General features: G+C 67.9%; 24 protein-coding genes. 8 read left to right on the top strand and 16 right to left on the bottom strand.

Features of this window, described 5'->3' with window-relative positions:
* Nucleotides 1–93: 93 nt before the first annotated feature.
* The 3 genes from AC1DYP_RS00945 to purC form a co-directional block, all read right to left on the bottom strand.
* Nucleotides 94–579 (bottom strand): DUF3291 domain-containing protein, encoded by a 486-nt coding sequence (locus AC1DYP_RS00945; protein WP_477044731.1) that lies wholly within the window; start codon nucleotides 577–579, stop codon nucleotides 94–96.
* Nucleotides 580–700: 121 nt separating this feature from the next.
* The gene (purS, locus tag AC1DYP_RS00940; protein WP_056756332.1) at nucleotides 701–940 is read right to left on the bottom strand and encodes a phosphoribosylformylglycinamidine synthase subunit PurS; all 240 of its coding nucleotides are present in this window, start codon (nucleotides 938–940) and stop codon (nucleotides 701–703) included.
* A 105-nt stretch (nucleotides 941–1045) separates the two neighbouring features.
* Nucleotides 1046–1804 carry a phosphoribosylaminoimidazolesuccinocarboxamide synthase gene (gene purC / locus AC1DYP_RS00935; protein WP_477044730.1) on the bottom strand — a complete coding sequence of 253 codons (759 nt, stop codon included), beginning with the start codon at nucleotides 1802–1804 and terminating at the stop codon, nucleotides 1046–1048.
* 279 nt (nucleotides 1805–2083) lie between these two features.
* On the opposite strand from purC, the gene AC1DYP_RS00930 reads away from it, so the two are divergent.
* Complete coding sequence (locus AC1DYP_RS00930) at nucleotides 2084–2401, top strand: DUF1476 domain-containing protein (protein WP_477034681.1); 318 nt, start codon at nucleotides 2084–2086, stop codon at nucleotides 2399–2401.
* 56 nt (nucleotides 2402–2457) lie between these two features.
* On the opposite strand, the gene AC1DYP_RS00925 is transcribed toward AC1DYP_RS00930, so the two are convergent.
* Complete coding sequence (locus tag AC1DYP_RS00925) at nucleotides 2458–4461, bottom strand: M13 family metallopeptidase (RefSeq protein WP_477044729.1); 2004 nt, start codon at nucleotides 4459–4461, stop codon at nucleotides 2458–2460.
* 224 nt (nucleotides 4462–4685) lie between these two features.
* On the opposite strand from AC1DYP_RS00925, the gene AC1DYP_RS00920 reads away from it, so the two are divergent.
* Genes AC1DYP_RS00920 through AC1DYP_RS00910 form a run of 3 tightly spaced genes read left to right on the top strand, consistent with a single transcriptional unit; the run spans nucleotide 4686 to nucleotide 7670 of the window.
* Entirely contained in the window at nucleotides 4686–5834 is a 1149-nt protein-coding gene (locus AC1DYP_RS00920; RefSeq protein ID WP_477044728.1) for a Gfo/Idh/MocA family protein, read from the top strand.
* A 14-nt stretch (nucleotides 5835–5848) separates the two neighbouring features.
* On the top strand, nucleotides 5849–7213 hold the full coding sequence (locus AC1DYP_RS00915) for a Gfo/Idh/MocA family protein (RefSeq protein ID WP_477044727.1): 1365 nt from the start codon (nucleotides 5849–5851) through the stop codon (nucleotides 7211–7213).
* 10 nt (nucleotides 7214–7223) lie between these two features.
* Nucleotides 7224–7670: a cupin domain-containing protein gene (locus AC1DYP_RS00910; RefSeq protein ID WP_477044726.1), complete on the top strand. Its 447-nt coding sequence runs from the start codon at nucleotides 7224–7226 to the stop codon at nucleotides 7668–7670.
* Here AC1DYP_RS00910 and AC1DYP_RS00905 read toward each other — a convergent pair.
* The 4 genes from AC1DYP_RS00905 to AC1DYP_RS00890 form a co-directional block, all read right to left on the bottom strand.
* Complete coding sequence (locus AC1DYP_RS00905) at nucleotides 7639–8151, bottom strand: DNA-deoxyinosine glycosylase (protein WP_477044725.1); 513 nt, start codon at nucleotides 8149–8151, stop codon at nucleotides 7639–7641. The two genes, AC1DYP_RS00910 and AC1DYP_RS00905, sit on opposite strands and share 32 nt — an antisense overlap.
* 12 nt (nucleotides 8152–8163) lie before the next feature.
* A complete protein-coding gene (gene purB / locus AC1DYP_RS00900) occupies nucleotides 8164–9474 on the bottom strand; it encodes an adenylosuccinate lyase (protein ID WP_477044724.1) in 1311 nt (436 codons plus the stop codon).
* Nucleotides 9471–9839 carry a hypothetical protein gene (locus AC1DYP_RS00895; RefSeq protein ID WP_477044723.1) on the bottom strand — a complete coding sequence of 123 codons (369 nt, stop codon included), beginning with the start codon at nucleotides 9837–9839 and terminating at the stop codon, nucleotides 9471–9473. Before AC1DYP_RS00895 ends, purB begins: the two co-directional genes overlap by 4 nt.
* Nucleotides 9840–10507: 668 nt before the next feature.
* Entirely contained in the window at nucleotides 10508–12013 is a 1506-nt protein-coding gene (locus AC1DYP_RS00890) for a spinster family MFS transporter (RefSeq protein WP_477044722.1), read from the bottom strand.
* Nucleotides 12014–12236: 223 nt separating this feature from the next.
* Between AC1DYP_RS00890 and AC1DYP_RS00885 the strand changes: the two genes are divergently transcribed.
* On the top strand, nucleotides 12237–12422 hold the full coding sequence (locus AC1DYP_RS00885) for a hypothetical protein (RefSeq protein ID WP_477044721.1): 186 nt from the start codon (nucleotides 12237–12239) through the stop codon (nucleotides 12420–12422).
* On the opposite strand, the gene AC1DYP_RS00880 is transcribed toward AC1DYP_RS00885, so the two are convergent.
* Nucleotides 12419–13753, bottom strand: a complete 1335-nt coding sequence (locus AC1DYP_RS00880) for a spinster family MFS transporter (RefSeq protein WP_477034672.1) — start codon at nucleotides 13751–13753, stop codon at nucleotides 12419–12421. The two genes, AC1DYP_RS00885 and AC1DYP_RS00880, sit on opposite strands and share 4 nt — an antisense overlap.
* 96 nt (nucleotides 13754–13849) lie before the next feature.
* On the opposite strand from AC1DYP_RS00880, the gene AC1DYP_RS00875 reads away from it, so the two are divergent.
* A complete protein-coding gene (locus AC1DYP_RS00875; RefSeq protein ID WP_477034671.1) occupies nucleotides 13850–14476 on the top strand; it encodes a glutathione S-transferase family protein in 627 nt (208 codons plus the stop codon).
* On the opposite strand, the gene AC1DYP_RS00870 is transcribed toward AC1DYP_RS00875, so the two are convergent.
* Complete coding sequence (locus AC1DYP_RS00870) at nucleotides 14473–14877, bottom strand: PAS domain-containing protein (protein ID WP_477044720.1); 405 nt, start codon at nucleotides 14875–14877, stop codon at nucleotides 14473–14475. The genes AC1DYP_RS00875 and AC1DYP_RS00870 overlap by 4 nt on opposite strands.
* A gap of 235 nt (nucleotides 14878–15112) precedes the next feature.
* On the opposite strand from AC1DYP_RS00870, the gene AC1DYP_RS00865 reads away from it, so the two are divergent.
* Nucleotides 15113–16513 (top strand): methyl-accepting chemotaxis protein, encoded by a 1401-nt coding sequence (locus AC1DYP_RS00865; protein WP_477044719.1) that lies wholly within the window; start codon nucleotides 15113–15115, stop codon nucleotides 16511–16513.
* Nucleotides 16514–16516: 3 nt separating this feature from the next.
* Here the strand turns inward: AC1DYP_RS00865 and AC1DYP_RS00860 are convergent, their stop codons facing one another.
* From AC1DYP_RS00860 to pelA, 5 genes are all read right to left on the bottom strand, one after another.
* Entirely contained in the window at nucleotides 16517–17173 is a 657-nt protein-coding gene (locus AC1DYP_RS00860; RefSeq protein WP_477044718.1) for a glutathione S-transferase family protein, read from the bottom strand.
* A 109-nt stretch (nucleotides 17174–17282) separates the two neighbouring features.
* On the bottom strand, nucleotides 17283–17756 hold the full coding sequence (locus AC1DYP_RS00855) for an SRPBCC family protein (RefSeq protein ID WP_477044717.1): 474 nt from the start codon (nucleotides 17754–17756) through the stop codon (nucleotides 17283–17285).
* 25 nt (nucleotides 17757–17781) lie between these two features.
* Entirely contained in the window at nucleotides 17782–18123 is a 342-nt protein-coding gene (locus AC1DYP_RS00850) for an ArsR/SmtB family transcription factor (RefSeq protein ID WP_477034666.1), read from the bottom strand.
* Between the two features lie 167 nt (nucleotides 18124–18290).
* Nucleotides 18291–20708, bottom strand: coding sequence for a TonB-dependent receptor (locus AC1DYP_RS00845; RefSeq protein WP_477044716.1), 2418 nt, complete (start codon nucleotides 20706–20708; stop codon nucleotides 18291–18293).
* Nucleotides 20709–20813: 105 nt separating this feature from the next.
* Nucleotides 20814–22127, bottom strand: a complete 1314-nt coding sequence (pelA, locus tag AC1DYP_RS00840) for a pectate lyase (protein WP_477044715.1) — start codon at nucleotides 22125–22127, stop codon at nucleotides 20814–20816.
* A 149-nt stretch (nucleotides 22128–22276) separates the two neighbouring features.
* Between pelA and AC1DYP_RS00835 the strand changes: the two genes are divergently transcribed.
* Complete coding sequence (locus tag AC1DYP_RS00835) at nucleotides 22277–22792, top strand: hypothetical protein (RefSeq protein ID WP_477034663.1); 516 nt, start codon at nucleotides 22277–22279, stop codon at nucleotides 22790–22792.
* Between the two features lie 341 nt (nucleotides 22793–23133).
* On the opposite strand, the gene pleC is transcribed toward AC1DYP_RS00835, so the two are convergent.
* Nucleotides 23134–25668, bottom strand: coding sequence for a cell cycle histidine kinase PleC (gene pleC, locus AC1DYP_RS00830; protein ID WP_477044714.1), 2535 nt, complete (start codon nucleotides 25666–25668; stop codon nucleotides 23134–23136).
* Nucleotides 25669–25747 lie beyond the last annotated feature (79 nt).

The raw sequence follows: 25747 nt of genomic DNA, 5'->3' as shown, positions 1-25747 counted from the left end.
ACTCCCTGCGGCCTACGCCCATCACACTGTCCCAGCCAGGGCGCGAGGCCCTGTTGAAACAACTCACGGACGGGCGAAGCGTTCAGATGGCCGCTAGGCGCACTCGTCCAGCACCGGCTCCACGCTCGCCTCGTCCGGGGCCGGGAAGGGGATCTTGAAGGTGAAGGCGTCGGGCGTTGGACCGTTGGCCTCGAGCAGCGCCAGTTTCTCCTTGGCCTCGTCGATCGTCGGCCGATGGCCGGCCGGTACCCACCACAGCACCATGTAGAGGTCCATGTGCTCGAACCACTCGCGGCGGCGGCGCATGAACTGGATGTGGCCGCTACGATAGACGAAGGCGCCCAGCGACGGAATGTCGGTCCAGACCGACATGTTGATCGCCATCAACGGATCTTCGAACGGCTGTAGATCGGAGGCGTTGTTGCCCTCGCCCTTCAGCCGCCAGACGAAGCCGGGCGAGGCCTCGGCCAGGGCGTTGATCGGGTCGAGATTGTCGAAGAAGTCCTTGATCATCGGGTGATCGACCGGCGCGTGCAGGCGACCGATATTGACCTGGGCCAGTTCGAACTTCGCGCTCATGGGATCCCTCCGCCGGTTTGATCGAACATGGTGCGGCGAAGTTTGGAGGGAAGGTCCAGACAAAGAAAAAGCGCCGCTCCGGAGGAGGGCGCTCGTTCCTTGGGCGAACCGGCCAGGACCGTCAGGCGATCTCGACGCGGTAGCTTTCGATGACCGTGTTGGCCAGCAGCTTGTCGCACATGGCCTTGACTTCGGCCTCGGCCTTGGCGGCGTCGGTCTGGGTCAGGTCGAACTCGATGGTGCGGCCCACCCGCACGCCCGACACGTCGGCCCAGCCCAGGCCGTGCAGGGCGGCTTCGACGGCCTTGCCCTGGACGTCGAGGACGCCGGGCTTGAGGAACACTTGAACCTTGGCTTTCAACTTCTTCTCCTCACCCGTGGATCGGGGAAGGGGGAACCGACGTGCGGCCGCGCCCCTCCGTCGCCTTTGGCGACACCTCCCCCAGAGGGGGAGGAGCTTGATCTGCTAGTGCACGCCGCCTTGGATGACGGTGGGCATTTCCTTCATGATGCCGAGGCGGCGGGCCACTTCGGTGTAGCTTTCGATGACATTGCCCAGGTCGCGGCGGAACCGGTCCTTGTCCATCTTCTCGTTGGTGGCGGTGTCCCACAGCCGGCAGCTGTCGGGGCTGATCTCGTCGGCCAGGATCACGCGGCTGAAGTCGCCTTCATAGACGCGGCCGAACTCGATCTTGAAGTCCACCAAGGTGATGCCGACGCCGCTGAACAGGCCCGACAGATAGTCGTTCACGCGCAGGGCCATGGCCATCATGTCGTCGATCTCCTGGGTGGCGGCCCAGTTGAACGCGGTGATGTGCTCTTCGGAGACCATCGGGTCGCCCAGCTTGTCGTCCTTGTAGTAGAACTCGATGATCGAGCGCGGCAGCGGGGTGCCTTCCGCCAGGCCCAGGCGCGTGGCGATCGAGCCGGCGGCGATGTTGCGCACCACGACCTCGAGCGGGATGATCTCGACTTCCTTGATCAGCTGCTCGCGCAGGCTCAGGCGGCGGATGAAGTGGTTCTGCACGCCGATGCCGTTCAGGCGAGTCATGATGTACTCGCTGATGCGGTTGTTGATCACGCCCTTGCCCTCGAGGACCGCCTTCTTCTGGGCGTTGAAGGCGGTGGCGTCGTCCTTGAAGTACTGGATGAGGGTGCCCGGCTCGGGGCCCTCGTACAGGATCTTGGCCTTGCCTTCGTAGATCTTCTTGCGGCGGGTGGTCATGGCTCTCGTCGAGGCCCTTCTGGTTGCGGCGCGCCCCTTGTCCCGGAAAGATCCGGAGAAACGAAAAGCGCGCGCGGCGGATAGCTGCGCGCGGCGTTCGACTCAAGGCCGCTCACGAAAAATGTCGTCTCGAAACTAGCTGAACGCGGCCCTTGGCGCAAACAGCCCTAGTCGGATCGGCGGGATTGTGAGCGGATCGGCGAGGATGCGGCGTTGCTTACGATTGCCGGGCGGCTCGCCACGGGATATGCAGCCGGCTCAGAGACTATTGGGGCTTTCATGACCACCTTCGACGAACGCGAACAGGGTTTCGAACGCAAGTTCGCGCTGGAGCAGGAACAGGAATTCAAGGCGACCGCCCGTCGCAACCGTCTGCTGGGCGAATGGGCGGCCGGTCTGATGGGCCTGGCCACCATCGAGGAGTACGCCCGCGCCGTGGTGAAGTCCGACTTCGAACAGCCCGGCGACGAAGACGTGCTGCGCAAGGTCGCCGGCGACCTGAAGGGCTCGGGCGTCAATGTCGGCGAGGGCGAGGTCCGTCGGAAGATGGACGAGCTGCTGGCCCTGGCCCGCGGCCAAATCGCCGCTGGCGAATAAGGCTTTCGAGCTTTCGATGCTGAAAGGGCCGCCCCTCGGGGCGGCCCTTTTGCTTTTTACCAGACCCGCGACCGGGCTTCCGGCGCCAGGTAGTAGGTGTCGCCGGGCTTGACCCCGAACGCGGCGTACCAGGCGTCGACGTTGCGGGTGGGGCCCACCACGCGGAACGACGATGGCGAGTGTGGGTCCGACGCCATCTGCTGCTTGAGCGAGTCGGGGCGCGACTTGTCCTGCCAGGACTGGGCGAACGCCAGGAACAGGCGCTGGTCGCCGGTCAGCCCGCCGATCACCGGGGCCGGCTTGCCGCCCAGCGAGGCGTGGTAGGCGTCCAGGGCCACCTGCAGCCCGGCCAGGTCGGCGATGTTCTCGCCCATGGTCAGCTTGCCGTTGATCTTGCTGCCCGGCACCGGCTCATAGGTGTCGTACTGCTTGCCCAGCACGTCGGCCTGGGCGTCGAAGCGCTTGGCGTCCTCGGCGGTCCACCAGTCGCGCAGCTTGCCCGTGGCGTCGATCTTGCGGCCCTGGTCGTCGAAGCCGTGGCTGATCTCGTGGCCGATCACCGCGCCGATCGCGCCGTAGTTCACCGCCGGGTCGGCGGCCGGGTCGAAATAGGGCGCCTGCAGGATGCCGGCCGGGAACACGATTTTGTTCTCCAGCCCGCCGTTGTAGGCGTTCACGGTCTGCGGGGTCATGCCCCACTTGCCGTGGTCGACCGGCTTGCCCAGGTCGCTCAGCGTGTAGGCCCACTCGAAGCGCCGGCTGGCCGTGACGTTGCCGTACAGGTCGTTGACGTCCAGCTTCAGGCCCGAATAGTCGCGCCACTTGTCCGGATAGCCGACCATCACCTGCATCTTGCTGAGCTTGGTCAGGGCCTCGGTCTTGGTGGCCGGGCTCATCCACGGGGCCTTCTGGATCCGCGCCGCCATGGCCGTCTTCAGGTTGGCGATCAGCTCGACCATCTGGGCCTTGGAGCTGGGCGGGAAGTACTTGGCGACGTAGGTCTGGCCGACCACCTCGCCCAGGCTGCCGTCGACCAGCTGCACGCCGCGCTTCCAGCGGGGCCGCAGGGCCGATTGGCCGGTCAGGGCCTTGATGTACTCGAAGCGGCTGTCGACGAAGCGTTTGGACAGGTAGGGCGAGGTCTCGGCGATCACGTTGAAGGTCTGCCAGGCCTTCAGGGTCTCCAGCGGCGTTTCGTCATAGACCTTGGCGATGTCGCGCACGGCGGTCTTCTCGCCCAGCACCACATTGGTCAGGCCCGGCATGCCGGCCGCGGCCAGATAGGGCGACCAGGGGAAGGGCGCGTAGCCGTTCAGCTCAGTCACGGTGGTCGGGTTGTAGGTCTTGTCGATGTCGCGGCGCTCGGCGACCTCCCAGCTGACCTTGGCGATCTTGGTCTCGAAGGCCAACACGTCGGCGGCCGACTTGGCCGGATCCGGATAGCCGGCCATCTTCAGGGCGCGCTCGACGAAGGCGGTGTAGGCCTCGCGCTGCGGCTTGAAGCCGTCGGTCAGGTAGTAGTCGCGGTCGGGCAGGCCCAGGCCGGCCTGGCCGATATACAGTGTGTTGATCTCGGGGTTCTTGGCGTCTGGATAGATGTCCAGCGAGAACACCCCGCTGCCGAACCCGCCCTGGGTGTGGCCCATGGCGACGGCGAAGTCGGCCTTGGTCTTGATCGCGGCGATCTTGGCCAGGTCCGCCTTCAGCGGCTTGTCGTCGACCGCCTCGACCTTGGCCTCGTCGACGAAGCTCTTGTAGAGGGCGCCGATCTGGGTCGAGGGCTCGGCCGTCTCGATCAGGGTGCGCAGCTGGTCCTGCGAGCGGTTGTAGACGTCGTAGCCGACCCCGGCCGAGCCCTGGTCGGCGGGGATCTCGGTGCGCGCGGCCCAGGCGCCGTTGGCGTACTTGTCGAAGTCGGCGCCGGGCGAGACCGACTTGTCGCCGGCCGTCAGGTCGACGCCCCAGTCGCCGTACATCGGCTTCATGGGCGGATCGGCCGCGAAGGCGGCGGTGGATGAAATCGCGAGCGCCGAAACGGCGGCCAGCAGGATGTTGCGCATGACGTGGTCCTGAAACAGCCCCAAACCTCGATGCTGCCCTAGATGCCGGACGGGCGCAGATGAAAACATTGTAATGTGGAGGCTGGCCCTAAGAGACTGATGCGGCGCCCGCCGTGAAAGCGTTTTCCTTCCGGCGAATTCAATGGTCTGATGACTCGCTGCTCATGGTCAGACCATGGGTGGACGCATAAGGCGGCCAAAGCCGCCACATCCGGGAGGACGACATGAAGGATCTGGCCAACAGGCGCGGCTTTCTGCTGGCGGCGGGACTCGCCGGCGCGGCGTCGGCCTTCCCGGCCCAAGGCGCGTCCTATGAGGGCGCGACTCAGGAGGTCGCCGCGCCGGGCATGGACCCCACGCCCAAGCACCGCATCCGCTTCTCGGTGATCGGCCTGGACCACTACCACATCATGAGCATGACGGCGGCGGTGAAGCGGGGCGGCGGCGAGCTGGTCTCGTTCCTGGCGACCGACCCCAAGCAGATCGCCGACTTCCGCAAGCAGTTCGGCGACGTGCCCCTGGCGCGCAGCGAGGACGAGATCCTGCAGGACAAGTCCATCCAGCTGGTCGCCGCCGCCCCGATCCCCGACCAGCGCACGCCCCTGGGTCTGCGGGTCATGGCCTCGGGCAAGGACTATCTGGCCGACAAGCCCGGCATCATCACCCTGGAACAGCTGGCCCAGGTGCGCGCGGCGGTGAAGAAGACCGGCCGCAAGTACGCGATCATGTATTCCGAGCGGCTGGAAGTGCCGGCGGCGGTCAAGGCCGGCGAACTGGTCCAGGCCGGGGCGATCGGCAAGGTGGTCCAGACCGTCAACCTGGCCCCGCACCGGATCGGGACCGGGCGCCCCGACTGGTTCTGGGACAAGGCCCGCTACGGCGGCATCCTGACCGACATCGGTTCGCACCAGGCCGACCAGTTCCTGTTCTACACCGGCAGCAAGACGGCCAAGGTGGTCGCGTCGCAGACCGGCAACCTGGCCAACAAGGACCATCCGAAGTTCGAGGACTTCGGCGACATGACCGCCGTCGGCGACGGCGGCACGGGCTATGTCCGCGTCGACTGGTTCACCCCCGACGGCCTGGGCGTCTGGGGCGACGGCCGGCTGTTCCTGCTGGGGACCGAGGGCTACATCGAGCTGCGCAAGTACGTCGACCCCACCGGCCGGCCCGGCGGCAACCACCTGCTGATCGTCGACAAGAAGCAGGCCCGCTACATCGACTGCTCGCAGGTCGTCCTGCCGTTCGGCCCGCAGTTCGTCACCGACATCGTCGAGCGCACCTCGGTCGCCCAGGACCAGGACCAGGCCCTGCTGGCCGCCGAACTGGTGCTGACCGCCCAGAAGACCGCCACCCGGCCGGTCACGGCCTGAGCGGGGAGGGGATCATGAGCAAGCTTTCCCGTCGTCACGTCCTGCAGGCCGGGGCGGCCGCCGCGGTGGCCTTCCCGACGATCGTGCCCTCCACGGTGTTCGGCCAGAACGCCCCCAGCAACCGGATCAATGTCGGGGTGATCGGCGTGGGCCGCATCGCCCGCGGCCACGACATGGCCGAGACCTTCAAGTACGACCACGCCCAGATCCTGGCGGTCTGCGACCTGGACTCCAAAAGGCTCGAGGCCGGCAAGGTCCTGGTCAACGAGACCTATTCCAAGAAGTTCGGCCGCACCTGGGCCGGGGCGCTCGCCTACGACGACCATCACGCCCTGCTGGCCAACAAGGACCTGGACGCGGTGATCATCGCCACGCCGGACCACCAGCACGCCATCCTGGGCGTCCACGCCGTGCGGGCGGGCAAGGACGTCTACCTGCAGAAGCCGGCGTCGCTGACCATCGCCGAGGGCCGCTATCTCAGCGACGCGGTGGCCGCCACCGACCGCATCCTGCAGATCGGCTCGCAACAGCGCTCGCAAAAGCCCTGGCCGCAGTTCCTGCGGGCCTGCGAGCTGGTCCGCAACGGCCGGATCGGGGCGCTGAAGCACGTCGAGGTCGGCCTGCCAGGCGATCCGTCGGGTCCCGAGGCGCCGCAGATGCCCGTGCCGCCGAACCTGAACTACGACGCCTGGCTCGGCTCGACGCCGGAGGCCTACTACACCGAGCTGCGGGTCCACCCGCAGGCCTCGTTCGATCGGCCCGGCTGGCTGCGCTGCGAGCAGTTCGGGGCCGGCATGATCACCGGCTGGGGCGCGCACCACGTCGACACCGCCCACTGGGGCATGGACATGGAGCACTCGGGTCCGGTCGAGATCTGGGGCTCGGCCGAGTTCCCCAAGAGCGGCCTGTGGAACGTGCACGGCAAGTTCCTGACCCACGCCCGCTACGCCAACGGCGTGACCATGGACATCTCGGGCGACTTCCCCAACGGCGTGAAGTTCATCGGGACCGAGGGCTGGATCTTCGTCGCCCGCGACGCCCCCGTCACCTCCAGCGACCCCAGCTTCGGCGCCAAGCCGACCCCGGCGTTGGCGGCCAGCGATCCGAAGATCCTGGACAGCGTGATCGGTCCGAACGAGATCCACCTGCGCCGCAGCACCGAGCAGCACGGCGACTGGCTGGACTCGATCCGCAGCCGCGAGCCGCCGTCGGCTCCCATCGAGATCGGCCACCGCGCCTGCTCGACCTGCCTGCTGCACCACGCGGCCATGAAGACGGGCCGACGGCTGCACTGGGACCCCAAGGCCGAGCGCTTCATCGGCGACGACGCCGCCAACGCCCTGCTGAGCCGTCCGCAGCGCAAGCCCTACACCTTCTAGGAACAGCCACATGAAGATCACCAAGCGCGACCTCGCGATCGCCGCCGGCGCGGCTGTCCTGACCCTGGCGGGCGTCGCCGTCGCCCAGGCCCCGAAGCCGGCCCTGATCGGCCCCTCGGTCTGGCCCTGGGAGGAGATGAAGCCGCACGACACCGACGTGGGAACCTACGCCCAGGTCGCCAAGGGCCCGACCGCGACGCTGGAGGAGCTGGAGCTGCACGTCACCACGCTGAAGCCCGGAACCAGCTCGCACCCGCCGCACACCCACCCGAACGAGGAGCTGGTGATCATCCGCGAGGGCCAGGTCGAGACCCTGTCGGGCGGCGTGTGGAAGAAGGTCGGCCCCGGCGGGGTGATCTTCAACGCGTCGAACAGCCCGCATGCGCTGCGCAATATCGGGACGACGAACGCGGTCTATCACGTGATCAACTGGAAGGGCGCGAGGGCTCCGGGTTGAGCCATTCCTGAACCTGCCCCCACGCCTCCGCCTTCTCCGCGAAGCTCCGGGCCGCGTGGGCGGGGCTGGAGGAGGGCAGGGCCAGGGTGGTGACGCGGTCGCCGATCAGGCGCGATCCCAGCTTGGCCGCCGTGCCGCCATTGAAGGCCACCAGCCGCAGGGCAGGCAGGCTGTCGATCAGGGCGACCAGGTCGTTGGCCGCCGGATCGCGGATGGCGGCGTCCAGGCTGCCGGGGCGTTCGGCCTCGGCGATCACGTCCCACAGGCCCACGCCGCGCGAGAGCAGGGCGGCGAGCCGCTCCTCGTAGGTCAGAGGGACGAGCGATGCGCCGAGCACGCCCTCAATCAGCCGCCAGAAGGCGTTCCTCGGATTGCCGTAGTACTGGGCGACGGCTAGCGAGGCCTCGCCCGGCAGGCTGCCCAGGATCAGGACGCGGGTGCTTGCGTCGACGACCGCCGGAAAGCCTGCCTTGCGGGCCACTGGGCGCAACCTCTAGGCCTGCTCGCCGAAGACCCGCTTGAAGATCACGTCGACGTTCTTGGTGTGGTAGCCGTAGTCGAACAGCTCCTCGAGCTCGGTGTCCGACAGGGCCTTGGACACGACCGGGTCGGCCTTCAGGAAGTCGATGAACCGGCCTTCGCCGCGCCAGACCTTCATCGAGTTGCCCTGCACGGCGGCATAGGCGTCCTCGCGCGACACGCCCTTCTGGGTCAGGGCCAGCATCACCCGCTGCGAGAACACCAGGCCTCCCAGCTTGTCCAGGTTCTTGGCCATGTTGTCGGGATAGATGTTGAAGCGCTCGATCACCCCGGCCAGGCGGCGCAGGGCGAAGTCGAGGTGGATCGTGGCGTCCGGCCCGATGCCGCGCTCGACCGACGAGTGGCTGATGTCGCGCTCGTGCCAGAGGGCGACGTTCTCCATGGCCGGGGTCACGGCCGAACGGACCAGACGGGCCAGGCCGGTCAGGTTCTCGGTCAGGATCGGGTTGCGCTTGTGCGGCATGGCCGACGAGCCCTTCTGGCCGACCTCGAACGGCTCTTCGGCTTCCAGCACCTCGGTGCGCTGCAGATGGCGGATCTCGGTGGCCAGGCGCTCGACCGACGAGGCGACCACGCCCAGGGCGCAGAAATAGGCGGCGTGGCGGTCGCGCGGGATCACCTGGGTCGAGACCGGCTCGACCACCAGGCCCATCTTGTCGGCCACGTGTTGTTCGACGCGCGGATCGATATTGGCGAAGGTGCCGACGGCGCCCGAGATCGCACAGGTGGCGATCTCGAACTTGGCCATGGCCAGGCGCTCCTTGGCGCGCTGGAACTCGGCATAGTAGCCGGCCAGCTTCAGGCCGAAGGTGATCGGCTCGGCGTGGATGCCGTGGCTGCGGCCGACGCAGACCGTCATCTTGTGTTCCAGGGCCCGGCGCTTCAGGGCGGCCAGGATCAGGTCGACGTCCTCGATCAGCAGGTCGGTGGCCTTGCTGAGCTGCACGGCGAAGCAGGTGTCCAGCACGTCGCTGCTGGTCATGCCCTGGTGCAGGAAGCGGGCCTCGGGGCCGACGATTTCCGACACGTGGGTCAGGAAGGCGATGACGTCGTGCTTGGTGACGCGCTCGATCTCGTCGATGCGGTCGCTGTCCCAGACCGCGTCGCGGCCCTTTTCCCAGATCGTCTCGGCGGCGAGCTTGGGGATGACCCCCAGCTCGGCCATGGCGTCGGCGGCGTGGGCCTCGATCTCGAACCAGATCTTGTACTTGGTCTGGCTGGACCAGATGGCGGCGGCTTCGGGGCGGGAATAGCGGGTGATCATGGACGCGGGGTTTCCTCGGGTCCGGCGGGGGAGTCAAGGCTGAGCGGCCTTATGGTCCTCTCGGCGCGCGATTTTGGCTCCTCGTAGGTCCATATGGCGGCGAGGAACGTGACGACGAGCGTTAGGCCGATAATGAGATGCGCGGCTTGCACCACCAGCAGAAGCAGGTTTTGCGCCTGGGTCAGATGCACGATGATCCGGCGGTGGCGGCCGACCCACACTTCGCGGTCGATCAAATCCCATGCGCCGACGGGCGGCGAGATTTCGCGCAAGACCGCGTATGTCAGCCCCTGAGCGATCCAGCTGACCAGAAGCGCCACGGCGAGGATCGCCACCAGCCGGAAGTTTATGTAGCGCTGGAGCATGATCGAGCGTTTCCGCCCACACTCCCGTCAAGTCAAGAGCGGTGGGTCTTCGCTGGGACGACGGGGCGGAATGACGCCGGTCAAGGGGACCGACATGCCTATATCCCCGCGAAGTCTGGGTAAAAGTCTAACAGTTTCAATGCTCTGAAAAATAATGAGCGTCACGACCGCCGCCGCGTTCAAACCCGCCCCATACTTGATCCCACCTGAAGGCACGGGGAGGGCGCACGTACGGCGACCGATGCGGCTTTTGGGGGTGGTCGAGCGGGAAGCGTTCGTCGGTGGTCTTTGGTGACAGCCTTCGCGACGGTCCTGGGCAGGTGCCTTGCAACACAGGACGAAACCCAGGCGGTGAAGGATCGGCGGACGCGGCAGGCATGGGCTGAAATCGCTCATGCGGTCCGGAAGGTTCGCTAAGCCTTCCGCCCGTCGGGGGCCGAAGTCGGGAGCGGGTTAAAACCCCGCGTCCCGAAGGCTCATCGGATAACGGCCGCGCGGAGCGCCTGAACTTCGTCGAAACGGTATTCAAAATCAAAGCTACTCCGGGCGAGGCCCGGGCGCTTCGCACCCTTCCCATCACACCCAGCGGTCGGACCGTGTGAGGCGACTAGGCCGTGCCCACGCTCGGGGACCGACCCATGGGCCTGTCCCCGAGCATGCGACGGACCTTAGGCCTGCGCCTCGGCCCGGTCCTTCATGTGCTTGACCATGCCGATCGCGGCCAGGGCGTAGTGCAGGGCGGCCCAGGCGTAGAAGCAGAGCGAGACGATGATGCCCTGCTGTGTCGCTCTGGCCATGGCGCCGTGGCAGGCCTTGGCCAGGTCGGCGGGCGAGCCCTTGGGGGCCAGGCCGCCGGGGCACTGGGCGTTGAAGCTGGCCGCGCCGGGGTCGGTGAACGAACCGCCCAGGGCGTGGAAGATCGTGGAGGCTTCGGGATGATTGAAGTGGAACCGCGCCAGATGGTCGATCAGCCAGCCGGTGAACACCGGCCCGCCGCCCAGGGCGATCAGGTTCAGGAAGAAGAACAGCAGGGCCGTGGCCGTGGCCCGGCGACGCGGCTCGACCGAGTTCTGGACCACGCCGAAGGTCGGGGCCAGGTAGGTGTAGTGGAAGATCCCCGGGACCAGCAGGATCAGGGCGGTGGTCTGCCAGTTGGTCTGCAGGTAGGCGGCGATGTAGATCGGGGTGCAGATCAGCAGGCCGATGGCCGGCACCAGGGCGTACCACTTGGCGCTGCGCTTGCCCGACCAGTCGGTCAGGAAGCCGCCGACCAGCGTGCCGACCCCGGCCGAGAAACCACCGATCAGGCCGACGATCAGGCCCACCTGGGCCAGGCCAAGCCCATAGGTCCGCACGAAATAGGGCGGCACGAACGCGCCCGAGCCGTACGAGCCGAACGAGGCGATGGTCACGCCCAGCATCATGTGCAGCACCGGCCACTTGCCGAACAGCACGGCCATGACCGCGCCCAGCTCCTTGAACTCGTTGGCCAGCGAGAAGGGCGGCTTGGGCGGTTCGACCACCACGTCCTCGGCCTCGAGCGGGCGTTCCTTGATCTCCGAATGGCCGCGGGGCGGTTCCTTGACGATCAGCTTGACCAGTACGGCCAGCAGGATGCCCGGCAGGCCGACGATCACGAAGGCCACGCGCCAGCTGAATTCCTGGGCCAGCCAGCCGCCGGCCACCGCCCCGAACATCGTGCCCAACGGGATGCCGAACGAATAGATCGACAGAGCCGAGGCGCGCTTCTTGGGCCCGTAATAGTCGCTGATCAGCGAGTGGCTCGGCGGCGAGCAGCCGGCTTCGCCGACCCCCACGCCGAAGCGGTACAGGGCCAGCTGCGCGAAGCTGGAGGCGCTGCCGCACAAGGCGGTGAAGCCCGACCAGATCACCAGCGACACCGAGATGATCGTCACCCGGTTCCAGCGCTCGGCCATCCGGGCGATCGGAATGCCCAGCAGGGTGTAGAGCAGGGCGAAGTACAGCCCGCCCAGCAGGCCCAACTGGGTGTCGGTCAGCTTGAGGTCGACCTTGATGGCCTGACCGATGGTGGCGATGATCGTGCGGTCGATGAAATTGAAGGTGTAGGTGGCGAGCAACAGCGCCAGCACTGTCGCCTTGTAACCATTGGAATACAGCGGCTTCGCGCCGCCAGGCGTGTTCGCCTGCGCCATCCTGGGCCTCTCCCTTCAAACATTTGTTCTAATCGTTGGGCCGACCATAGACGTAACGGAAGCCGCAAGGCCAGAGGGGAAACGCCACAGGGCGATCGGCGCCGATTTTGCGGCCTGAAGATGAATGGCGGACAACGACGGCGCCCATGTCCGTTCAGGCCGACGGGTCTCTACTGGCGGCTTCAAGCGGCCGCGTCAGACGGTCGTCACCCGGAGGTCCGCCATGCACGCCCTGTCCCGCCCGCAACCGAACGCGCCGCCCCGCACCGCGGAGATCGTCTCGTTCGCCGAGCTGAACCGCGCCCGATCGCACCGCGCCCTGGATCTGGCGTCGGACCACGGTCCGGTCGAGGCCCATCCCTGGGCCTACTGTTTTCCGAGGGCCGCGACCCTGTCGCCCCGACGCTAGGCGACCATCTCCTCGCGGATGGTCTTGCGCGCGGTCCAGAACAGGCCGAACGCCACCAGGCCCAGCAGGGTGGACAGGATCAGGGCCCAGCGCACGCCCTGCGCCTCGCCCAGTCCGCCCGGTCCGGCCAGCAGGTCGCTCAGCGCCCCGACCGCCACCGGCCCCAGGCCGAGGCCGATCAAGTTGATGATCAGCAGCAGCACCGCCGAGGCCGTGGCCCGCATGTGCGGATCGACGATGCTCTGGGCCGTGGCGTAGACCGGCCCGTACCACAGCGTGCCCAGCAGGACCGGGATGGTCAGGATGCCGATCGCCGCCATCGGCGATCCGACGCTGACGGCCAGGATGTAGAACGGGATGGTCACCAGCGAGGCGATGGCCGGCACGATCACATAGGCCCGCAGGTCCTTGGCTCCCAGGCGGTCGGCCAGGATGCCGCCGAACCAGGCTCCGATCACGCCGGCCGTGCCGCCGATCAGGCCCAGGGCCAGGCCCAGGAAGCCGGCCGACTTCAGCCCGAAACGGGCGGCCAGCTCGGCCACCTCCGGTCCGTGGACGCGGAAGAAGAACGAGGCGGTGAACGGCGCGTGGCCATAGCCGACGAAGGCCTTGATCGAGGCCGCCAGGGCCACCAGCCAGAAGGTCTTCTTGGTGGCCAGCACCGCCAGGGCCGCGCCGAAGCTGATCTTCGAGGCGGCGCGGGCGGCGATGTCGGCGGCCAGTTGCCGGCGGGGCTCGACCAGGGTGAAGGCGGCGATCAGGGCGAACAGCACGCCAGGCGCGCCCGCCACCATGAAGGCCACGCGCCAGCCGTAGGCGTCGGCCACCAGTCCGCCCATCGCCATCCCCGCCAGCGTGCCCAGCGGCGTGCCGATCGAATAGAAGGCGATGGCGCCGGCCCGCTTCTCGCGCGGCACGTAGTCGGTGATCAGCGAGTGGGCGGGCGGGGTGCAGCCCGCCTCGCCGACGCCCACCCCGATCCGCGCCAGGATCAACTGCCAGAAGTTCTGGGTGAAGCCGCACAGCACGGTGAAGGCGCTCCAGGCCGCCACGGAGGCGCCGATGATGAACGGCCTGTTCTTCGTCTCGGCCATCCGGGCGATCGGGATGCCCAGCACCGTGTAGAAGATCGCGAAGGCCAGGCCCGTCATCATGCCCAGCTGCCAGTCGGCCAGGCCCAGGTCGCGCTTGATCGGCTCGGCCAGGATGTTGACCACCTGCCGGTCGAGGAAGTTCAGCGTGTAGATGATCAACAGCACCCAGAGGGCGTAGCGGCGATAGCCGGACGAAACAGGATTGATCACCGGCGACGGCATCGCGGCTTCCGCCATGCGGACCTCCCTCGAACAGTTGTTCTAATCGTTGAGGCGACTGTATGCGCGAGGTAAGGCCAATGGCCACCCCCGTTCTCGGATCAGGAGTCCGCCATGGAAATCGTCGTCGGCACCAAGAAATGGTCCAGCTGGTCGCTGCGGCCCTGGCTGGCGCTGAAGCATACGGGCGAGGCGTTCAAGGAGACCCTGGTCGAGCTGCGCCACGTCGGGACCTCGGAGGCCGAGATCGCCAAGCACTCGCCCAGCGCCCTGGTGCCGGTGCTCAAGGACGGCGACCTGGTGGTCTGGGACTCGCTGGCCATCTGCGAATATCTGGCCGAGAAGTTCCCCGCCGCCAAGCTGTGGCCGGCGGATCCCGCCCTGCGGGCCCTGGGCCGATCGGCCGCCGCCGAGATGCATTCGGGCTTCTCGTCGCTGCGCGGCGAATGCCCGATGGCGCTGGAAGAGGCGCCGCGCGTCGTGGCGATCTCCGAGGCCACCCAGAAGGACGTGCGCAAGATCGTCGAGCGCTGGAACCAGCTGCTCAAGCGCTCGGGCGGACCGTTCCTGGTGGGCGAGTGGTCGATCGCCGACGCGTTCTACACGCCGGTCGCCAGCCGCTTCCGCACCTACGGGATCCATCTGTCGGACTATGGCGACGCCGGTCCGGCCGGCGCCTATTGCGAGCGCCTGCTGGAGACGCCGGAGTTCCTGGCCTGGGAGGCCGACTCCCTGGCCTAGGCGGTCTTGGGCGTGGGGCGGCGTCCGGGCCGGCGCTCGACCTCGCGCTCCAGGGCGACGGCGCTGATCAGGGCGCCGTCGGCGGCGACGATCGGGAAGACGTCGATGGCGCAGAGATAGGCTTCGCCCGACTTGCGGTAGTTCACCAGGGTGGTGCTGTGCCGCTCGCCATTGCGCAGGGCGCGGGCCAGGCGCTTGCGCGCCGCCAGACTTGTGGCTGGCCCTTGAAAAATCCGAGGATTTTTCCCCAGGATTTCGTCCTGGTTGAAGCCCGTCATGCGCTCAAACGTTGCATTCACATACAGGATGTGAGGCCCCGGCGGAGACAGTTGGCCGTCGGTCAGGACAACGCCGACATCCAGGTCGTCGGCCAGGGCCGAGATGAGATCACGCAAAGGCATACTGTATTCCGGGGCTTAGCCGCTCGTGCCTATACACCCGCAGAGCTTTTTCGCCCGAAAAATCGGAATTAACGCCTCATTAATTGCCCGAAAAGAGTAATACCCTTGTCGTATAAGGGATTTCTGGTTCCATTTTGAGTTGTGGTCGGGCGCCGTTTTCCAATTAGCATGCCATTAAGCATCATTGTGCCTAAAGCTCGTCTTCAGCTGCATTTAGTCGGCAACGAGGGCGACAATGTTTTCAGGTCAGAAGCCGGCCCGCCAGGCCGAGGCGCGGCGGATCCAGGATCTGGAAGCTCAGGTCGCGGCCATGGACCGCTCGCAGGCGGTGATCGAGTTCCAGCTGGACGGCACGATCATCCGCGCCAATCCGAACTTCCTGGGCGCCTTGGGCTATACGGCGACCGAGATCGAAGGTCGTCACCACAGCCTGTTCGTGCCGCCCGCCGAGGCGCAAGGCGCCGACTACCGGGCGTTCTGGGCGCGGCTCAACAGCGGCGAGTTCGTCGCCGCCAAGTTCCTGCGGATCGGCAAGGGCGGCAAGGAGGTCTGGATCCAGGCCTCCTACAATCCCGTGCTCGACGCGACCGGCAAGCCCTACAAGGTCATCAAGTTCGCCACCGACGTCACCGACATCGAGCTGGAACGGGCGCGCGGCGAGGCCGAGCGTCGCCTGGCCGACGAGGAGCAGGGCGCGGTGGTCTCGGCCCTGGCCGACAGCCTGCGTCGCCTGGCCAAGGGCGACCTGACCGCGGATATCCAAGCCCGGTTCGAAGGTCGCTATCAGCAGATCAAGGACGACTTCAACACCGCCATCGACAGCCTGCGCGACGCCATGGGCGCCATCGTCACCGCCACCGGCGGCCTGCAGGCGGGCTCCGACGAGATCGCCGCCGCGTCCGACGACCTGTCGCGCCGCACCGAGCAGCAGGCCGCCTCGCTGGAGGAAACCGCCGCGGCCCTCGACGAGTTGACCGCCACGGTCCGTCGCAGCGCCGTCGGCGCCAAGGAAGCCTCGTCCGCCGCGTCCGGCGCCCGGGAAGACGCCGCCCGCTCCGGCGAGGTGATGCGCGAGGCGGTCGCCGCCATGGGCGAGATCGAGCAGAGCTCGGGCCAGATCACCCAGATCATCGGCGTCATCGACGAGATCGCCTTCCAGACCAACCTTCTGGCCCTGAATGCCGGGGTCGAGGCGGCCCGTGCCGGCGACGCCGGCCGAGGCTTCGCGGTCGTGGCCCAGGAAGTCCGGGCCCTGGCCCAGCGCTCGGCCGAGGCGGCCAAGGAGATCAAGACCCTGATCGCCAGCAGCACCGCCCAGGTGTCGCGCGGCGTCCAGCTGGTCGGCGACACCGGCCAGGCCCTGAACGGCATCGTCGGCAAGGTCTCGCAGATCGACGTCCTGATCTCGGAGATCGCCCAGTCCTCGCAGGAGCAGGCCACCGGGCTCAATCAGGTCAACGCGGCCGTCAATCAGATGGACCAGGTGACCCAACAGAACGCGGCCATGGTCGAGCAGGCCACCGCCGCCGCCACGAACCTGCGCACCGAGGCCGGAGAGCTGGCCCGGCTGGTGGCGCGGTTCGAGACGGGGCAGGGCGCCTCGAGCCGCCCGGCGAGCCGGGCGCGGGCCGCCTAAGGGTCAGTCCCCGGAGGGGAACATCGCGAAATAGGGCTCGGCCTCCTGCAGCACCCGCACGAACGACGGGCGGGCCAGCAGGCGGTCGAGATAGGCCGAGACGTTGGGGTGATCCTCGCCCAGCGGCGCCAGCTTGTTGGCGTAGAACAGGGCCGGGGCGGCCGCGCAGTCGGCCAGGCCGAAATCCTCGCCCGCCGCCCAGGTCCGGCCCGCCAGTTCCGCGTCGAGCAGGTCGTAGGCCATGGCCAGCTGCCTGCGGGCCTGGGCGACGCCGTACGGATCCTTGGCGACATCGGCTGGCCGGATCCGGTCGCCGACGATCGCCTGCATCGGCGTCATGACATAGAGGTCGAACAATCGATCCATCAGGCGGGTGCGCAAGGCGGCGTCAGGATCGTCGGGAATGAACCGGACAGGGCCGGGATAGGCCGTCTGCAGGTACTCGATGATGATCGAGGTCTCCGGCACTGTCCGGTCCCGCGCCGTGTCGCACAGCAGGGGCATCTTGGTCGTCGGCCAGAGCGCCTTGAACCCGGCGACCACCGCCGGATCGCTCAGGTCCAGCACGCGGGCCTCGAACGGCGTGTCGTTCTCGTAAAGGGCGATCAGCGCCTTCCAGCAGTACGAGGACAGCGGGTGCATGTGCAGCGTCAGGGACATCTTCTACTCCGTGGATCGGTCGGGGACGCACTCACGCTCGGCGCTCATGACGCTCGGCGAAGCCTCGAGGGTGAGTGCGCGTCCCCCACTTCGTGGCGGGGGGGGGGCGCTAGGCCTCCGCGCCTTCGCGTTCGACTTCTTCCGCCAGCCGGTCGTACAGCTCGCGGCAGCCTTGCTCGCGCTGGGCCGGGAAGTCGAAGCCGTCGAGGAACGCGCCCTGTTCGGTGTAGGTCAGGCGCGTCTTCTTGCCTTCGGGCTTGATCTCGATCGTGGCGACCGACACCGAGATGCGGTTGCCGTCGATGTCCATGGCGTAGGCCATGATCAGTCGCTGGTCGGGGACGATGTCCCAGTAGGTCGTCTCGTTGATGATCTCCATCTTGCCGTCGGGGCTGAAGCGGCCTCGCTCCTGGCCGCCGACCCGGAAATCGTAGCTGTACTCGGCCACGGGCCAGGCCTCGGACTTCACGAACCAGCGGTCGCGGGCTTCGGAGTTGGAGAACGCCTTGAACACCCGGGGGGGCGAGGCGTCGTAGACCTTGTTGATGACGAAGGTGGCGTGGACGACGGAACGTTCGGTCATGATCCTATCCTCTTGAATTTGAAGGTCAGTCTTCTTCGTCGCCAGCCGTGGCGCGCAGATACTCCCCCAAGCGGTCGAGTTTGCGTTCCATCAGCACGCGGCGTTCGTTGATCCAGGTCTCGGCGGCGCTGAGCGCCTCCGGCTCCAGACGGCAGGTCCGCACCCGTCCGACCTTCTCCGAGCGGATCAGGCCGCTGCCTTCCAGCAGCTGCAGATGCTGCATCACCGAGGGCAGGGACATGGCCAGGGGCTGGGCCAGTTCGCTGACCGAGGCCGGGCCGGCGCAGAGCCGCTCGACGATGATCCGCCGGCTGGGATCGGCCAGCGCCTGGAACATCAGGTCGAGCGAGGGTTGTTGGTTAGGCATGTGCCTAAGTATCTACAGGCCGTGGGAGTCGTCAAGAAATACTTTGTCGATCGCCTAAGTATGCCGCCGCACCCAACGAAAAACGCCCCGGACACGAGGTCCGAGGCGTTCGACGCGAGCGTGGCTCGCCGACCAAAAGGGGAGGATCGGCGGCGAGCCGCTCAGCCCTAGAACCGCGTCGACAAGGTCACGAACCCTTGGCGAGGCGGAATGGGGAAGGTCGAGTAGCTGCCGGCCGGCTGCGAGACGGTGACGTTCAGGTCGCCCTTCTCCTGGCCCAGGTTGGTGATGTTGGCGCTCAGCTTCAGGTCCTTGATCGGCCAGCTGGCCGGGGTCTGGAAGGCGTAGCTGACCTGCAGGCTCAGCAGCATGTAGCTGTCGACCTTCAGGTCGTTGGTGTAGGTCGCGAACCGCTCGCCGACGAAGTCGCCGATCAGTTGGGCCTCGAAGGCGCCGAAGTTGGCGCTGGCCACGAACTTGTTCATCCATTCGGGGCTGCCGGGCACCTTCTTGCCGGCGATGCGCACGATCGTCGGGGTGACCACGCCGCCGACCGTGGTCGAGCCGCTGGTGTAGTCGTCCTGATAGACCGAGCGGTTGTAGGAGACCGCGTCGTAGAACGAGAAGTGGTCGCCCAGCTCCAGGGTCAGGGCGAGGTCGACGCCGTCGGTCTTCACCGCGCCGACGTTCTGGACGATCGCCGCGCCGCCAACGATCGAAATCGCCGCCGCCGATGGGGCGACGCCCAGCAGGCGGTTGCTGAAGTCGGTGTGGTAGACGCTCAACTGGCCGTCGACGCTGGTGATCGGACCCAGGGCGACGTCGCGCTTGCCGCGCACCCCGGCCTCGTAGGTCCAGGCCGTCTCCGGCTCGGCGCTCTTCTTGAACTGGTCAAACGCCGCCTGGCTGCCCAGGCTGAACGGCGACAGGCCGCCGCCGCCATAGGTCTGGAAGTGGCGCAGGTTCTTCTGGACGTTGACGAAGGCCTCCAGGCCGGCGTCGAAGGTCCATACCGCGCCAAGTTGGGGCAGGAACCACTCCTTGGTCTCGATATTGCCCACCGGCAGGCCGGTCGAGTTGACCAGCGAGCCGACGATCGGCTGGACCGGCACCGCGCCCGTGGCGTCCTGCACGCTGCTCTTGAAGCCGCCCTGCAGCACCAGGTCCTCGCGGATCCGCCACTGATCCTGGATGTAGAACTGGTAGACCTTGTTGTCGATTTCGCTGCCGTACTGGGTGATCAGCCAGCCGGTCGGCACGTCGTAGGGCGTGGTCGGGTGGTTGACGTCGAACGGGTACCAGCGGCGATAGGCCGACGACTTGTTGTGCTCGTACCAGAAGCCGGCCTCGATCTGGTGGTCGCCGACCGTGGCCTTCAGGGTCGAGATGCCGCCCAGGCGGTCGATCTGGTACTCGGTCGTGCGGGTCGCGTAGCCCGAATTGCCGAACACCTGCTTCAGGTTCTGGTTCGGGAAATAGAAGTTGAACAGGGCCGGCAGGCCCGCCACCCGGATCGGGCCGGCCACGATGCCGCGGCCGTGGTCGTCATGATAGTAGACCTGGTTCGACCAGGTGACGTTCTCCGACAGCTTGGCGTCGTACTGCAGGTAGCTCAGATAGTCGGTGCGCTGGGCGGCGCTGAAGTAGTTGCGATAGTTCTCGCCTTCCGAGGCGGGGTAGTTGCCGGCGGCGTCCAGATAGTCCAGCGCGGCGTGGAAGTCCGGATAGAAGAACGGACGCGTATAGGGCTGGTAGGCGTCGGTCGGTTTGCCCGCGCGGCTGGGGAAGTAGCGGGTGGTGCCGTCTTCGTTGGGCTCGATCTTGTCGGAATACGACAGGTAGAAGGTCAGCTTGCCGGCGTCGCCGTCGCGCACGTACTTCAGGTTGGCCTGGTCGCCGCCCTGGTGGCCGCGGAAGTCCCAGGCCCGGGCGTCCTGGTGGGCGTAGGCCAGGTAGAGCGCGTTGTTCCCGGCGAAGGTGCCGGTGTCCAGGCGGACGAAGGTGCGGGTGGTGTCGTAGTCGCCCAGGGTCTCGTTGAACTGGCCGCCGAACTCCCCGCGCGGGTCGTTGGTGAAGGTCTCGACGGCGCCGCCGAGGTTGCTGGTCGAGGCGGTGCCCAGCGAGCCCGCGCCCGACGACAGGATGACCTTGCCGACGACTTCGCTGATCACCGCGCGCTGCGGCGACAGGCCGTTGTAGTTGCCGTAGCTCTGGTCGCCCAGCGGCACGCCGTCCAGGGTGTAGCCCAGTTGCTGGCCGTTGAAGCCGTGGATGAACAGCGAGGTGTTCTGCTCGTTGTTGCCCCACGGGTCGGCGGTCACATAGAGCACGCCCGGCAGGGTCTGGATGGCCTTCAGCGGCGACAGGCCCGGCAGAATCTTCTGCATTTCCGAGCCGCTGAGCTGTACGGCCGAGCGGGTGGTCGACAGGCTGGTGACGAGCAGCTGCTCGACGGCGTCGGCGGGTTCGGCGGCGGGCGGGGCGACCGGCGCGGAGGCGTCCGCGGCCTGGGCGATCGATGCAAACGCGAGCACGCCGAGCGCGCTGGCCGCCAGCAAGGCATGGCGAGCAGATTGGATGTACATGGAACCCCTCCGACCTCGGCCCTTTGCGGGCGTTGAAGGTCAGGGGTGTTAGGGCAAGCCTGCGACGCTTCCGCGAGCGTTGAGCGAAGGCTTTGTGACGCGCCCTCAATCGGCCGCTGGATGGGCCTTTTTCCAGGCGGCGTAACGGTCCAGCGCCTTTTTTGGGCTGGTGTTGAACCAGGCGTAGCCATTGCGCCGCTCGAGGGTCAGCTCGTTGACGTCGTCATGGATGGTCTTGTCGCGATCGCCGAACACCGGGGTGTTGCTGGCCGCGGCGTAGTAGCGGGCCCACAGAGGACCGGCGCCGGGCTTGGGCGTCAGGCGGCGGCCGCCTTCGGTGTCCTTCCCGCCGGTCCAGGCCTGGTCGTGGAGGGCGTTGGCGGCCAGGTAGCCGGCGCCGGCGTGCACCGCCGCCACCAGGGTCGGCGACGGGTTGGGCAGGCTCATCAGATAGACCAGCAGGTCGGCGCTTTCCTCGGTCGACAGCTCGGCCGGCTCGAAGTTGCGGCCGGCGACCGGCTTCAGGGTCAGGGCGTCGTGCTGCTGGGCCCAGATGGTGCGCTTGCCGTTGACGACCACCTGGGTGGCCAGGACGCAGGCCAGCGCGCGATCGGCGGCCGCGCCGGCCTGCTTGCGCAGATTGGCGGGAGCGAAGGCGTAGTCGCCCTGGCCGTTGGCGACGTCGGTCAGCAGGGAGGCGGCTTCGGTGACGGCGTTGTCGTTGTAGGTGATGGCGTCGTGGTAGCCGCCCTCCAGCGGCCAGACCTGCGGCCAGCCGCCGTTCGGGAACTGGGCGGCCAGCAGATAGCGCACGCCGCGCAGGAAGCTGTCCCGCCAGGCCTGGCCCTCCGCGCCCGGCGCCTGGCCGGCGACCCGGGCCAGGAACCGCAGCTCGGTGATGGTCGCGTCGTTGTCCAACGTGCCGACATAGTTCCAGCTCGGGTCGTGCGGCGTGTCGAAGTCGTCGGCGGCCAGGTACTTGGAGACGTTGTTGGACGCGTAGGGCTGGCCGGGCTGGCGTACGGCGTTGCGCGGCTGGTTCTTGCTCCAGCCGCCGGCCGGGGTCTGGAAGCTGACGATCACGTCGGCCATGTGGCGGGCTTCGGGCGTCGCGTACCAGGCCGCGTCGCGGTCCAGCGGCATGGCTCTAGGGCCGCCGGCGCCTTCCGCGGGCGGCGGCGGGGCCGGCTGGCCGGGCTTCAGCTCGGCGGCCAGGGCGGCCCGGTCGGCGAGATTCTGCTTCTCGGAGCGCGCCAGATAGGCCTTCCAGGCCTCGCGATCCTTGGCCGGCAGGGCGTCGATGCGCGTCGCGCTGATCGCCTGGGCCGGGGTGTTGGTTCCGACCACGGCCGCTTGAGCGACGCCGCACAGCAGGACGGCGCTCAGGGCCAGGACGGCGGAGAAGGGGCGGAAGATCATGCGCGGCATCCGACATTCGGCCGAGCTCGACCGTCCGCGAAACGTCCGCCCAAAGCCTTCGGAACGCACCCCATTTTTCGGCCCGGCGACGGGCCGGGTTTACGCGCGGCCAAGGAGCGGCTTTCCTCTCGCTGTACGGGAGGGACGCAATGGCGACGCCAGGCGCGGCGGAGGTCTTGGCCGACGATTTCGCCGATCCGCTGGTCGGTCGGATCGTCGCGTTCCTGCGCCGGATCGGGATCCCGGTCGAGGCCGCGACGCTGGAGGACGGGACCTTCCTGCCCGGCGTGGTGGTGGTCGACGGCGGCTTGCGGGTGGATCCGTCACGTCTGGCCTGGCCCGGCGACCTGCTGCACGAGGCCGGCCACGTCGCCGTCGGCGATCCCGCGCGGCGGGACGACGGCGTCTCCGACGACCCCGGCGAGGAGATGGCGGCCCTGGCCTGGTCGTTCGCGGCCGCCATCCATCTGGGTCTGGATCCGTCGGTGCCGTTCCATGAAGGCGGCTATCGCGGCGATGGCGCGTCGCTGGCCGAGACCTTCAGCGGAGGCGGCTATGTCGGCGTGCCCATGCTGGCCATGTGGGGCCTGACCCGCGAACCTCACCGCGCCAAGGCGGCCGGCGTCCCGGGGTATCCGCACATGCTGGCCTGGCGGCGGACCTAGGCAGGTGCGGCCCGACCCTGGCCTTGAGCAGGGTGATCAGGGCCGGATCCATGAAGGCGTAGTCGTCGGGGATGTTCAGACAGATCACGCGGCCCTTGATGTGCCGCTTGAAGCGCTTGGACAGCTTGTTCCGGTGGGCCCGCTCCATCACGAAGATGATGTCGGCCCACTCGACGAGCTCGCCGGTCAGGGGCTCTTCGGCGTCATGATTGGTTCCGGCCGAGCTGGCTTCGACGCCAGGCCAGGTCGAGAACACCTGCTCGGCGGTCGGGCTGCGCAGCTTGTTCTGGCTGCAGACGAACAGAACTTTCTTCAGGCGAGGATCTGGCTTCACGCGAAGATCAGGCCGCGGCGAAGTCGCGGTGGAGCAGCAGGCCGCCCTGGTTGATCGGCAGGATGAAGCTGACCGTGGTGCCTTCGCCGGGGGTGGAGGTCATCTCCAGCGCGCCGTCGTGCATCTCGACCAGCGACTTAGTCAGGGCCAGGCCCAGGCCGGTGCCCTGGGTGGTCTTGGCGTGCTGGCTTTCGACCTGCTCGAAGGGCTTGGCCAGGCGGGCCAGGTCTTCCGGGGCGATGCCGATGCCGGTGTCGGTGACCGAGACCCGGACGCGCTCGCCCAGCGGATCGCGGCGCACCTCGGCCCGCACCGTGACGCGACCAGCGCGCGGGGTGAACTTGATGGCGTTGGACAGCAGGTTCAGCAACACCTGCTTGACCGCGCGGTAGTCGGCCTCGACCTCGGGCAGGGCGGGGAAGTCGACTTCCAGCTTCAGCCCGGCGGCCTCGGCGCGGTTGCGCACCAGGCGCACGGCGTCCTCGGTGACGTCTTCCAGGTTCAGCGGCTCGAACTTCAGGTTCATCTTGCCGGCCTCGATCTTCGACATGTCGAGGATGTCGTTGATCAGGGCCAGGAGGTGCTGGCCGGAATTGTGGATGTCGAGGCTGTAGCCCTTGTAGCGCTGGTCGCCGAGCGGGCCGAACATCTCGTTCATCATGATCTCGGAGAAGCCGTTGATGGCGTTCAGCGGCGTGCGCAGCTCGTGGGACATGTTGGCCAGGAATTCGCTCTTGGCCTTGTTGGCGCCCTCGGCCTTGACCTTCTCCATCTCGTACTTGCGCGCCAACTCGGCCAGTTGCTCTTGCGACCGCTCCAGGCCGGTGACGGCGTACTGCAGCTGCTCCTCGTTGAGGCGGCGGGCTTCTTCCTGGTTCTTGATGGCGGTGATGTCGGCGGCGGTCATCACCAGGCCGCCTTCGGCCGTGCGGCGCTCGCTGATCTGGATCCAGCGGCCGTCGTTCAGCTCGGCCTCGCGCACGCCCTTGGCGCCGTCGGGGGCGGGCTGGTCGTGCTTGATGGCCAGGGCGGCGAAGCGGTTGACCTCGTTGCGCGGCGCGCCGGGCTTGAGCAGCTTGGGCTCAAGATTGAAGACGTTGCGGTAGTTGCGGTTGCACATCAGCAACCGGCCTTGGCGGTCCCACAGCACGAAGGCCTCGGACACGCTTTCGATGGCGTCGCGCAGGCGGTTCTCGGCGGCCTGGGCGCGGGCCTGGGCCAGGCGCTCCTCGGTGACGTCCAGCGCCACGCCGATGATCCGCGAATAGCCGTCCTCGCCGGGCTTGCCGAAGCCCTGGCCGCGGGCGTCGATCCAGATGGCCCGGCCGCCGTCGCGCGACGGCACGCGGAACGACACGTCGAAGGCCCCGTAGGTCGCGGCGTTGGCAAGGGCCTGGCGGACCTTGTCGCGATGGTCGACCGAGACGCGGTCCAGCAGTTCCTGCCCCGGCACCACGCCGCCGCCGCCCCAGCCGAACATCGCGCCGGTGACGTCGGACATGAACACCTGGTCGGCGCTCAGCTCCCATTCCCAGATGCCGCAGCGGGCGGCTTCGACGGCGAGGCGGAAGCGCTGCTCGCTGTCGACGAATTCCTTCTGGGCGGTCTCGACCCGGCGGCTCTGCAGCATCAGCATCAGGGCCAGGGCGATGCCGACGGCCAGCGGAGCCAGCAGCGAGAAGGCGCCTTCCATGACCTGGCGATCGATGTTGGCGACCGTCCTTGGCTTGGCCGCGGCGGCGGCCAGCAGGTCGCCCTGGGCCAGGGGCTGGATCGCGACGTCGAGGGCCTGGCCGTCGACCGACTGGCCGCGCAGGGCCGCCGCGCCGTCGCCGATATCGTCCAGCGCCAGCGAGAAGGCTTCGCGCAGGTTGGTCGCGCCCTGGATCGGGCGGCCGCCGGCGGCCAGGATCCTGCCGTCGGACAGCATCAGGGCGCTGGCCGCGCCCTTGACGGGTTCGGAGATCAGCCGAGCCGGATCGCTGGAGGCGATGACGAAGCCGCGGCCGCCGCCGACCGGAGCGGCCATGGCGACATAGAGACGGCCGGTCGTCCCACTGCCGATCCAAAGGCTGCGGCCCGAGGCGGCGGCGGTGCGGGCAGTGGCCTTCCAGTCGGCCGAGGCGTCGCGGCCGGCGACGGCCAGCACGTCGGACGGACCGACCACGGCCACGGCCATGGCTTCGCCGCCGGCGGCGCGCAGGGCGGTCTCGGCCGCGTCGATCGGGGTGTTCGGATCACGTTGCAGCAGGTCGGCGGCGGCCGAGAGGCCGGCGCGCTGGGCGGCCAGATTGGTTTCGGCGGCGGCGGCGACCAGCTTGGCCTGGGCGGCCAGGTTCGCGCCGCCGGGCGGGGCGTTGGCCTCGTCCTTCAGGCGGTTGACGCCGAAGGCCGTGTAGATCGACAGCAGCAGCAGGGCGGCCAGAATCGCCAGGCGCACATAGGCCTGGGACGGCGACCGCGCGGCGCGCGAGCGGGCCGCGCCCGCCGCCGAAAGACCGGCCCCCGCCAGCCTCCCGGTTCTCGCCCCGCCACGCTCCAACGCCCAATGCTCCTGAAAGCCCTCGGCGAGTCACTTCGCCGACATGGTGAATCTACCGCAGGCGTAAGGGGTGCGTCAC

The sequence above is a fragment of the Caulobacter sp. P1_D6 genome (genome assembly GCF_056406095.1).
This window is presented reverse-complemented; position numbering and strand designations above follow the sequence as displayed.

What these genes read in the sequence shown, in the direction of transcription:
- purC (WP_477044730.1), bottom strand. Translation starts at nt 1,804, where the DNA reads ATGACCACCCGCCGCAAGAAGATCTACGAAGGCAAGGCCAAGATCCTG.
- AC1DYP_RS00865 (WP_477044719.1), top strand. Translation starts at nt 15,113, where the DNA reads ATGTTTTCAGGTCAGAAGCCGGCCCGCCAGGCCGAGGCGCGGCGGATC.
- AC1DYP_RS00920 (WP_477044728.1), top strand. Translation starts at nt 4,686, where the DNA reads ATGAAGGATCTGGCCAACAGGCGCGGCTTTCTGCTGGCGGCGGGACTC.
- AC1DYP_RS00850 (WP_477034666.1), bottom strand. Translation starts at nt 18,123, where the DNA reads ATGCCTAACCAACAACCCTCGCTCGACCTGATGTTCCAGGCGCTGGCC.
- AC1DYP_RS00855 (WP_477044717.1), bottom strand. Translation starts at nt 17,756, where the DNA reads ATGACCGAACGTTCCGTCGTCCACGCCACCTTCGTCATCAACAAGGTC.
- purB (WP_477044724.1), bottom strand. Translation starts at nt 9,474, where the DNA reads ATGATCACCCGCTATTCCCGCCCCGAAGCCGCCGCCATCTGGTCCAGC.
- AC1DYP_RS00930 (WP_477034681.1), top strand. Translation starts at nt 2,084, where the DNA reads ATGACCACCTTCGACGAACGCGAACAGGGTTTCGAACGCAAGTTCGCG.
- AC1DYP_RS00870 (WP_477044720.1), bottom strand. Translation starts at nt 14,877, where the DNA reads ATGCCTTTGCGTGATCTCATCTCGGCCCTGGCCGACGACCTGGATGTC.
- AC1DYP_RS00910 (WP_477044726.1), top strand. Translation starts at nt 7,224, where the DNA reads ATGAAGATCACCAAGCGCGACCTCGCGATCGCCGCCGGCGCGGCTGTC.
- AC1DYP_RS00895 (WP_477044723.1), bottom strand. Translation starts at nt 9,839, where the DNA reads ATGCTCCAGCGCTACATAAACTTCCGGCTGGTGGCGATCCTCGCCGTG.
- AC1DYP_RS00880 (WP_477034672.1), bottom strand. Translation starts at nt 13,753, where the DNA reads ATGGCGGAAGCCGCGATGCCGTCGCCGGTGATCAATCCTGTTTCGTCC.
- AC1DYP_RS00885 (WP_477044721.1), top strand. Translation starts at nt 12,237, where the DNA reads ATGCACGCCCTGTCCCGCCCGCAACCGAACGCGCCGCCCCGCACCGCG.
- AC1DYP_RS00875 (WP_477034671.1), top strand. Translation starts at nt 13,850, where the DNA reads ATGGAAATCGTCGTCGGCACCAAGAAATGGTCCAGCTGGTCGCTGCGG.
- AC1DYP_RS00890 (WP_477044722.1), bottom strand. Translation starts at nt 12,013, where the DNA reads ATGGCGCAGGCGAACACGCCTGGCGGCGCGAAGCCGCTGTATTCCAAT.
- AC1DYP_RS00945 (WP_477044731.1), bottom strand. Translation starts at nt 579, where the DNA reads ATGAGCGCGAAGTTCGAACTGGCCCAGGTCAATATCGGTCGCCTGCAC.
- pelA (WP_477044715.1), bottom strand. Translation starts at nt 22,127, where the DNA reads ATGATCTTCCGCCCCTTCTCCGCCGTCCTGGCCCTGAGCGCCGTCCTG.
- AC1DYP_RS00860 (WP_477044718.1), bottom strand. Translation starts at nt 17,173, where the DNA reads ATGTCCCTGACGCTGCACATGCACCCGCTGTCCTCGTACTGCTGGAAG.
- AC1DYP_RS00915 (WP_477044727.1), top strand. Translation starts at nt 5,849, where the DNA reads ATGAGCAAGCTTTCCCGTCGTCACGTCCTGCAGGCCGGGGCGGCCGCC.
- AC1DYP_RS00835 (WP_477034663.1), top strand. Translation starts at nt 22,277, where the DNA reads ATGGCGACGCCAGGCGCGGCGGAGGTCTTGGCCGACGATTTCGCCGAT.
- AC1DYP_RS00845 (WP_477044716.1), bottom strand. Translation starts at nt 20,708, where the DNA reads ATGTACATCCAATCTGCTCGCCATGCCTTGCTGGCGGCCAGCGCGCTC.
- AC1DYP_RS00925 (WP_477044729.1), bottom strand. Translation starts at nt 4,461, where the DNA reads ATGCGCAACATCCTGCTGGCCGCCGTTTCGGCGCTCGCGATTTCATCC.